Below are 8,770 nucleotides of genomic sequence, written 5' to 3'. Positions count from 1 at the left end.
CAGTTTTCCAGTAGCGCCTTACAGCGCTGTTCGAGTCATCCGGTAACCAACCGGTTGAAGCAATAAGTTCCAGGTCCCCTTCGTCTAGTGGCCTAGGACACCGCCCTTTCACGGCGGTAACAGGGGTTCGAGTCCCCTAGGGGACGCCATTTTGTTGTAGATACACCGCGGGAATAGCTCAGTTGGTAGAGCACGACCTTGCCAAGGTCGGGGTCGCGAGTTCGAGTCTCGTTTCCCGCTCCAAATAAACAAAAACGCCGCTCACTGAGCGGCGTTTTTGTGTCTGCAGTACGTGTCGCACAAGAAAAGCCCGCCGGTAATGCCGTGCGGGCTTTTTGCTTGGGCCACTTTTCATGTTGCGCAGCACTGCAGTTGGCGTTCGCAGGCATCCCGGGCAGTATGCCGGCTAGCGTATAGCATCCTGTGATCCCATCTTCATATTAAGCGTATGCAACACCTGACAGGTGCATTAGCCTTTTGTATCGACGTCATGTTTAACTCTTGACTGATTTTTCGCTTACATCCCCCCCCCACAGAGGACACTTCCGATGGCTCAAGTAACCCTGCACGGCACCCCGGTACACGTAGATGGTCAGCTGCCTCAGGTCGGCCAACAAGCACCGGCGTTCAGCCTGGTGGGCACTGATCTGGCCGATGTCAGCCTGGCTAGCCTGTCAGGCAAGCGCAAAGTACTGAATATTTTCCCTAGCGTAGATACCCCGACCTGCGCGACCTCGGTACGCACGTTCAACGCCAGTGCCAGCCAGCTGGATAACACTGTGGTGCTATGCATTTCCGCCGACCTGCCGTTCGCTCAGGCGCGTTTCTGCGGTGCCGAAGGCTTGGATAACGTGATCAACCTATCGACCATGCGCGGCGCCGATTTTCTCAGCAGCTACGGTGTAGCCATCGCCGATGGCCCGCTGACGGGCCTCGCTGCCCGTGCAGTGGTGGTGCTGGATGAACACGACAAGGTCCTGCACAGCGAACTGGTTGCCGAGATCGGTGACGAGCCGAGCTACGAGTCTGCGCTGACTGTGCTCAAGTAATACCCCGGCAATACCCGACGGCCTCCATTGGAGGCCGTTTTCATTTGTGTCTCAGTGGCTTAGCTGCGTCAGCTGTAGGTAAATAGCCGGTAAAGAGGCTTTGCTTCACGTCTGATACTGCTTATCGTTCAGTCACTCCAAGGAAGTGACCCCGCCATGCCTGACACAACTGCACTACCCCGTACCTCCAAGCAGTCACGCCAATGGCTGATTGGCCTGATTCTATTGGCGCTGCTGCTCGTGCTGATCTGGTGGTTCTGGCCCGGTAAGCCGCAGGCCCCCGCTGGTGGTCGTTGGCGCGATGGCGGGCCGGTGCCGGTGCGGGTGGCGACTGTCACGCAAGGCGATTTCCCGGTTGAGCTGAAAGCCCTGGGCACCGTGACCGCCTACAATACGGTCAATGTGCGTGGCCGGGTGGAAGGCGAGCTGGTCAAGCTGCTGTTCGAGGATGGCCAGCGAGTCAAAGCTGGCGATTTGCTCGCGGTGATCGACCCACGGCCATATGAAGTGGCCCTGCAGCAAGCCCTGGGGGCGCAGCAGGAGAATCAGGCACAGCTGCAGAATGCCGAGTCCGATCTGGCTCGCTACCGCGGCCTGTACGCCGAAGACTCGATTGCCAAACAGACCCTCGACACCCAGCAGGCCCTAGTCAATCAATACCGTGGCACCCTGAAAAGTAATCAGGGCGCAGTGGCTGAAGCACGCCTGAACCTCGACTTTACTCAAGTGCGTGCACCGATCAGCGGGCGTCTCGGTCTTCGTCAGGTGGATCTCGGCAACCTGGTCAACTCTGGTGATGCACTGCCGTTGGTGGTGATTACCCAAACCTTGCCGATTTCCCTGATGTTTACTCTGCCTGAGGCCGAGTTGCCGGCGGTGCTGCGTCATTTCAGGGCGGGGCAGGCCTTGCGCGTCGAAGCCTGGGACCGTAGCGAGAAACTCAAGCTGGCCGAAGGGCAACTCGACAGCCTGGATAACCTGATTGATACCGCTACCGGCACGGTCAAGCTCAAGGCGCGCTTCGAGAATGCCGAAGAGCTGCTGTTTCCCAATCAATTCGTCAATGTCCGTCTCCTGGTAGAAACCCGCGAGGAGGCCCTGCTGATTCCTGCTGCGGCCTTGCAGTTTGGCTCGAGTGGTACCTTCGTCTATGTGATCGACGAGCAAGATAAGGTGCAGGTGCGCCCGGTCGCGGCAGGGCCGAGCAATGGTGAGGTGACATTGATTGAGGAGGGTGTCGCTGTGGGCGAGCGCCTGGTATTGGAGGGCACCGACCGTTTGCGTGACGGCAGCGCCGTCGAGGTGGTTGGCGAAGGCCGGGTGCCGACCATCAAGCAAGCTGAAGCGCGGATACCTAAAGACGCATGAATGCCTCCCGCCTGTTCATCCTGCGCCCGGTCGCCACCACCCTGATCATGTTGGCAATCTTCCTTAGTGGTCTGATTGCCTACCGTATTCTGCCGGTGTCGGCGCTACCGGAAGTCGACTATCCGACCATTCGTGTCATGACCCTCTATCCCGGTGCCAGCCCGGATGTGATGACCAGTGCGGTGACCGCGCCGCTGGAGCGCCAGTTTGGCCAGATGGCGGGCTTGAAACAGATGTCCTCGACCAGTTCCGGCGGCGCCTCGGTAATTACCCTGCGCTTCAATCTGGACGTAAAGCTGGATGTCGCCGAGCAGGAAGTGCAGGCGGCAATCAACGGGGCGAGTAACCTGCTGCCCGGCGATCTACCGGCGCCGCCGGTGTACAACAAGGTCAATCCGGCGGATACCCCGGTGCTGACCCTGGCGATTCGTTCTGACACGCTGCCGTTGCCGCAGGTATTCGACTTGGTCGACACCCGCCTGGCGCAAAAACTGGCGCAAACCAGCGGCGTCGGCCTGGTCACCCTGGCTGGTGGCCAGCGCCCAGCGGTGCGTATCCGGGTTAATCCACAAGCTCTGGCCGCCTATGGCTTGAACCTTTCCGATGTGCGCAGCCTGATCACCGCGAGCAACGTCAACCAACCGAAAGGCAACTTCGATGGGCCGACCCGGGTCTCGCAACTGGATGCCAACGACCAGCTGAAATCGCCGGACGAATACCGCGAGCTGATCTTGAGTTACCAGGACGGCGCGGCGCTGCGCCTGAAGGATGTTGCCGAAATAGTCGACGGTGCGGAAAATAATCGCCTGGCGGCGTGGGCCAACCGTAACGAGGCGGTGCTGGTGAATGTCCAGCGTCAGCCCGGTGCCAATGTGATCGAGGTGGTCGATAGCATCCAGGCCTTACTGCCCAGCCTCACCGAAGGCTTGCCGGCCAGTGTCGAGGTCAGCGTGCTGACTGACCGTACCCAGACCATTCGCGCTGCAGTGCGTGATGTGCAGCACGAGTTGCTGCTGGCCGTGTTACTGGTAGTGCTGGTGACCTTCCTGTTCCTGCGCAAGCTCTCGGCAACGATTATCCCGTCGATCGTCGTGCCATTGTCGCTGGTCGGTACGTTCGGCGTGATGTACCTGGCCGGCTTTACCATCAACAACCTGACCTTGATGGCCCTGACCATCGCCACCGGATTTGTCGTCGACGACGCGATCGTCATGCTGGAAAACATCGCCCGGCACCTGGAAGCTGGCGAAACCCCCATGAATGCTGCGCTAAAGGGCGCCAAGCAGATCGGCTTTACGCTGATTTCGCTGACTATCTCGCTGATCGCGGTGCTGATCCCGCTGTTGTTCATGGCCGACGTGGTGGGGCGACTGTTCCGCGAGTTCGCCATTACCCTGGCGGTGGCGATCCTGATTTCCCTGGTGGTTTCGCTGACACTGACGCCGATGATGTGTGCGCGCCTGCTCAAGCATGAACCGGAGGCGGAGCAGGGGCGCTTCTACAAGGCCAGCGGTGCGTTTATCGATGGCATGATTGCGCGCTATGGCATCTGGCTGCAGTGGGTGCTCAAGCGTCAGCCGCTGACCCTGCTGGTGGCCATCGCTACCCTGGGCCTGACCGTGCTGCTTTACCTGGCCGTGCCCAAAGGTTTCTTTCCGGTGCAGGACACTGGGGTGATCCAGGGGATATCCGAGGCGCCGCAGTCGATTTCCTTCGGCGCCATGAGCGAGCGCCAGCAACGCCTGGCCGATTTGATCCTGCAGGACCCGGCGGTGGTCAGCCTGTCGTCCTATATTGGCGTGGATGGTGACAACCCAACGCTCAACAGCGGACGTCTGTTGATCAACCTCAAGCCGCATGCCGAGCGCGATGTGACGGCTAGCCAGATCATCGAACGCCTGCGCCCGGAGCTTGCCAAACTCACCGGTATCGAACTGTACTTGCAGCCGGTGCAGGACCTGACCATCGAGGATCGGGTCAGTCGCACCCAGTTCCAGTTCAGCATGGAGTCGCCAGAGCAGGCGCTGTTGGAAGAATGGGTACCCAAGCTGGTCGCCGCGCTACGCGACCAGCCACAACTCAGCGATGTAGCCAGCGACCTGCAAAGTCGTGGCCTGCAGGTATTCCTGCAGATCGACCGGGACATCGCCGGGCGTCTCGGCGTGAGCATCGCCGACATCGACGACGCCCTCTACGACGCTTTCGGCCAGCGGCAGATATCCACTATCTATACCCAGGCCAGCCAATACCGGGTGGTGCTGGAAAGCCAGAACGCCGGCAGCATCGGCCCGGCAGCGCTGCGCCAGATTCATGTGGCAACTGCCGAGGGCGGGCAAGTCCCCTTGTCGTCGCTGGCGCGTATTGACGAGCGTGCGGCCAGCCTGCTGATCAACCACATCGGTCAGTTCCCGGCGGCGACCCTGTCATTCAATCTGGCCGAAGGGGTTTCCCTCGGCGAGGCGGTGGCAGTGATCGAACGGGTGCAGCAGGACATCGGCCTGCCGGGCGGGGTGCAGACCCAGTTCCAGGGCGCGGCCGAGGCTTTCCGCGCGTCCCTGTCGAGCACCTTGCTACTGATCCTGGCGGCAATCGTCACCATGTACATCGTCCTCGGGGTGCTCTATGAGAGCTACATTCACCCGATTACCATCCTCTCGACCTTGCCCTCGGCTGGGGTCGGCGCACTGTTGGCGTTGCTGCTGACCGGTAACGACCTGGGCCTGATCGCGATCATCGGCATCATTTTGTTGATCGGTATCGTCAAGAAGAACGCAATCATGATGATCGACTTTGCCCTCGACGCCGAACGCAACCAGGGCATGGCACCGGAGGCGGCGATCTATCAGGCGGCGCTGCTGCGTTTCCGCCCCATTCTGATGACCACCCTGGCCGCGCTATTCGGCGCCATCCCGCTGATGCTGGCTTCGGGCTCCGGCGCCGAACTGCGCCATCCGCTGGGCCTGGTGATGGTTGGCGGCCTGCTGCTTAGTCAGGTGCTGACGCTGTTCACCACGCCGGTGATCTACCTGTACTTCGACCGCCTGTCGCGGCGCCTGACCGGACGCAGCGCGGCTGGGGTGGCGGTGTGAGCCAGCTTGCTGCGGCCCGGCGACCCGGCGATCGGTGCCCCTGCGATCAGTGTTCTTGTGATGCTGCACTGTTGCTTCGGATCGCCAGCAAGCTGGCTCCTACGGGAGCTTTAGCATGAACCTCTCCGCGCCCTTTATTCGCCGGCCGGTGGCGACCCTGCTGCTAAGCCTGGCGATTCTCCTGCTTGGCGGGGTCAGCTTCGGCCTGTTGCCAGTGGCGCCGCTGCCGCAGATGGATTTCCCGACTATCACGGTACAGGCCAGCCTGCCCGGCGCCAGCCCGCAGATCATGGCGTCGAGCGTGGCGACGCCGCTGGAGCGCTCGCTTGGCACCATCGCCGGCATCAGCCAGATGAACAGCCGCAGCAGTCAGGGCAACACGCGGATCATGCTGCAGTTCGATCTGGACAAGGACATCAACGCCGCCGCCCGTGAGGTGCAGGCGGCGATCAATGCCGCGCGTGAACTGTTGCCCAGCGGCATGCGTGCGATGCCGACCTATCGCAAGGTCAATCCGTCGCAGGCGCCGATCATGGTGCTGTCGCTGACCAGCGAGGTGCTCGATAAGGGCCAGTTGTATGACGTGGCGTCGACCATCCTGGCGCAGAAGCTCTCGCAGGTGACCGGCGTCGGTGAAGTGAGCATCGGTGGCAGTTCGCTGCCGGCAGTGCGTGTGGCCCTGGAACCGCGCCTGCTCGATCAGTACGGCATCGCCCTGGACGAGGTGCGCCAGGCGATCACCGCAGCCAACGCCAAGCGGCCAAAAGGTGCGGTGGAGCAGGGCGACCGGCACTGGCAGGTGCAGGCCAGCGATCAGCTGGAGAAAGCCGCCGATTACCTGCCGCTGATCATCCGCTACCAGGATGGCGCCGCTGTGCGCCTGGGCGATGTGGCGACGGTCAGCGACGGGGTAGAGGATCGCTACAACAGCGGCTTCTATAATGACGAGCAGGCCGTGCTGCTGGTGGTCAACCGCCAGACCGGGGCCAATATCATCGAAACCATCGCCGGCATTCGCGAGCTGTTGCCGGCGCTGCGTGCGGTGATCCCGGCCAGCGTCAAGGTAGAGGTGGCAATGGATCGCTCGCCAGTGATTCGTGCCACCTTGCAGGAAGCCGAACACACCCTGTTGATTGCCGTGGCGCTGGTGATTTTGGTGGTGTTCGCCTTCCTCGGCCGCTGGCGCGCGGCGCTGATCCCGGCGCTGGCGGTGCCGGTGTCGCTGGTTGGCACCTTTGCGGTGATGCACCTGCTCGGTTTTTCGCTGAATAACCTGTCGTTGATGGCGCTGATTATCGCCACCGGCCTGGTGGTGGACGATGCCATCGTGGTGCTGGAGAACATTACCCGGCATATCGAGGCCGGTGATACGCCAATGGCCGCCGCCTTCAAGGGCGCGCGCGAGGTGGGTTTCACCCTGCTGGCGATGAACCTGTCGCTGGTCGCGGTGTTCGTCTCGATTCTATTCATGGGCGGCATCGTCGAACGCTTGTTCCATGAATTCTCCATCACCCTGGCGGTGGCCATCGTCATCTCCCTGCTGGTTTCGCTGACCCTTACGCCAATGCTCTGCGCGCGCTGGCTCAAGCCTGAGAACCTGGAACAGCCAGCCAATGCCATGCAGCGCATCGGGACACGTGTACAGACGCGCGTACTGAGCGTGTACCAGCGCAGCCTGGATTGGGCATTACGGCATCCCTTGCTGATGCTGTTCAGCCTGCTGGCGACCATCGCGCTGAATGTGTTTCTGTTCGTCAGCGTGCCCAAGACCTTCTTGCCGCAGCAGGACACCGGCCAACTGATCGGCATGATCCGCGGCGACAACGGCCTGTCGTTCCAGGTCATGCAACCAAAGATGGAGGTTTTCCGTCGCGCGGTACTGGCCGACCCGGCGGTAGACAGTGTGGCGGGCTTTATTGGTGGCTCGGGCGGGATCAACAACGCCTTTATGATCGTGCGCCTGAAGCCGGTGAGCGAGCGCAAGGTTTCTTCGCAACAGGTGATTGAGCGCCTGCGCCGCAGCGCGCCCAAGGTGCCCGGCGGACGGATGTTCCTCATGCCTGATCAGGACCTGCAGATTGGCGGGCGTGAAGGGCGCAGTTCAGAGAACGAATACATGCTGCTGTCCGGCGATCTGGACCTGCTGCGCCAGTGGCTGCCGATTGTGCGTGAGGCGCTGCGCGCCTTGCCCGAACTCACCGATATCGACGCCAAGGAAGCCGACGGCACCCAGCAGATCCGCCTGCTGGTCGACCGCGATGCGGCCAAGCGCCTGGGCATAGACATGGCCATGATCACCAGTGTGCTCAACAACGCCTTCAGCCAGCGTCAAGTGTCGACGATCTACGACAGCCTCAACCAGTACAGCGTGGTGATGGAGATCAACCCGCAATACGCCCAGCACCCCGAAGCGCTGGAGCAGATCCAGTTGATCAGCGCAGCGGGCGCCCGGGTGCCACTGTCGAGTTTCGCCCGCTGGGAGCGCAGCCTGGAAGAGGACCGGGTGCACCATCAGGGCCAGTTCGCCGCAGAGAATATCGGCTTCGCCCTGGCCGAAGGCGTCAGCCTGGAGCAGGCCAGTGTGGCCATCGAACGCACGGTCGCGCGGCTCAACCTGCCGACCGAGGTGCAAGGCATGCTCGGTGGCACGGGTGGCGCCTTCCAGCAGACTCAGCAGAACCAGCCGTGGATGATCCTGCTGGCGCTGGTCGTGGTGTATATCGTCCTCGGTGTGCTTTATGAGAGTTATATCCACCCGCTGACCATCCTTTCAACCTTGCCTTCGGCAGGGGTCGGCGCCTTGCTCGCGTTGCAACTGATGAGCATCGAATTCAGCCTGATCTCGCTGCTCGGCTTGTTCCTGCTGATCGGCATCGTCAAGAAGAACGCCATCCTGATGATCGACCTGGCCCTGCAGTTGGAACGCCAGGAGCACCTCAGTGCGCAGGAGTCGATCCGTCGCGCCTGTTTGCTGCGTTTCCGGCCCATCATGATGACCACCCTGGCGGCGATCCTCGGCGCCCTGCCGCTAGTGCTGGGCAGTGCCGAAGGCTCGGAGATGCGCCAGCCGCTGGGCATCACCATCGTCGGCGGGCTGATTCTCAGCCAGTTGCTGACGCTCTACACCACCCCGGTGATCTACCTGTATTTCGATCGCCTGCGCCACCGGGTCAACCGCTGGCGCGGCGTGCGTACTGACGCTGCTTTGGAAATCCCGTTATGACCCTGCTGCCACTACCCGTAGGAGCGAGCCATGCTCGCGAA

Annotated in this window: 4 protein-coding genes and 2 tRNA genes; all 6 read left to right on the top strand. The window is 61.7% G+C overall.

What is annotated here, in order from left to right; translation table 11 throughout:
• Positions 1-73: 73 nt before the first annotated feature.
• The 6 genes from Q8K09_RS17365 (at position 74) to Q8K09_RS17340 (ending at position 8,729) form a co-directional block, all read left to right on the top strand.
• Positions 74-149 (top strand) — tRNA-Glu (locus Q8K09_RS17365).
• A gap of 18 nt (positions 150-167) precedes the next feature.
• Positions 168-243, top strand: a tRNA-Gly gene (locus Q8K09_RS17360).
• A gap of 305 nt (positions 244-548) precedes the next feature.
• The gene (gene tpx / locus Q8K09_RS17355; RefSeq protein WP_305256238.1) at positions 549-1,049 is read left to right on the top strand and encodes a thiol peroxidase; all 501 of its coding nucleotides are present in this window, start codon (positions 549-551) and stop codon (positions 1,047-1,049) included.
• Between the two features lie 156 nt (positions 1,050-1,205).
• The gene (locus Q8K09_RS17350; RefSeq protein WP_305256237.1) at positions 1,206-2,417 is read left to right on the top strand and encodes an MdtA/MuxA family multidrug efflux RND transporter periplasmic adaptor subunit; all 1,212 of its coding nucleotides are present in this window, start codon (positions 1,206-1,208) and stop codon (positions 2,415-2,417) included.
• Positions 2,414-5,506 (top strand): MdtB/MuxB family multidrug efflux RND transporter permease subunit, encoded by a 3,093-nt coding sequence (locus tag Q8K09_RS17345; protein ID WP_305256236.1) that lies wholly within the window; start codon positions 2,414-2,416, stop codon positions 5,504-5,506. Before Q8K09_RS17350 ends, Q8K09_RS17345 begins: the two co-directional genes overlap by 4 nt.
• A 115-nt stretch (positions 5,507-5,621) precedes the next feature.
• Positions 5,622-8,729 (top strand): efflux RND transporter permease subunit, encoded by a 3,108-nt coding sequence (locus tag Q8K09_RS17340; protein ID WP_305256235.1) that lies wholly within the window; start codon positions 5,622-5,624, stop codon positions 8,727-8,729.
• Positions 8,730-8,770: the final 41 nt, after the last annotated feature.

The sequence above is a fragment of the Pseudomonas sp. genome (assembly GCF_030683065.1).
Taxonomy (GTDB): domain Bacteria; phylum Pseudomonadota; class Gammaproteobacteria; order Pseudomonadales; family Pseudomonadaceae; genus Aquipseudomonas.
Note: the sequence above shows the minus strand (reverse complement) of the source record. Positions and strands in the feature narration are given on the sequence as shown.

Bases quoted from the DNA above. Each gene is read 5' to 3' on its own strand.
- Q8K09_RS17350 (WP_305256237.1), top strand. From the start codon at position 1,206: ATGCCTGACACAACTGCACTACCCCGTACCTCCAAGCAGTCACGCCAA.
- tpx (WP_305256238.1), top strand. From the start codon at position 549: ATGGCTCAAGTAACCCTGCACGGCACCCCGGTACACGTAGATGGTCAG.
- Q8K09_RS17340 (WP_305256235.1), top strand. From the start codon at position 5,622: ATGAACCTCTCCGCGCCCTTTATTCGCCGGCCGGTGGCGACCCTGCTG.
- Q8K09_RS17345 (WP_305256236.1), top strand. From the start codon at position 2,414: ATGAATGCCTCCCGCCTGTTCATCCTGCGCCCGGTCGCCACCACCCTG.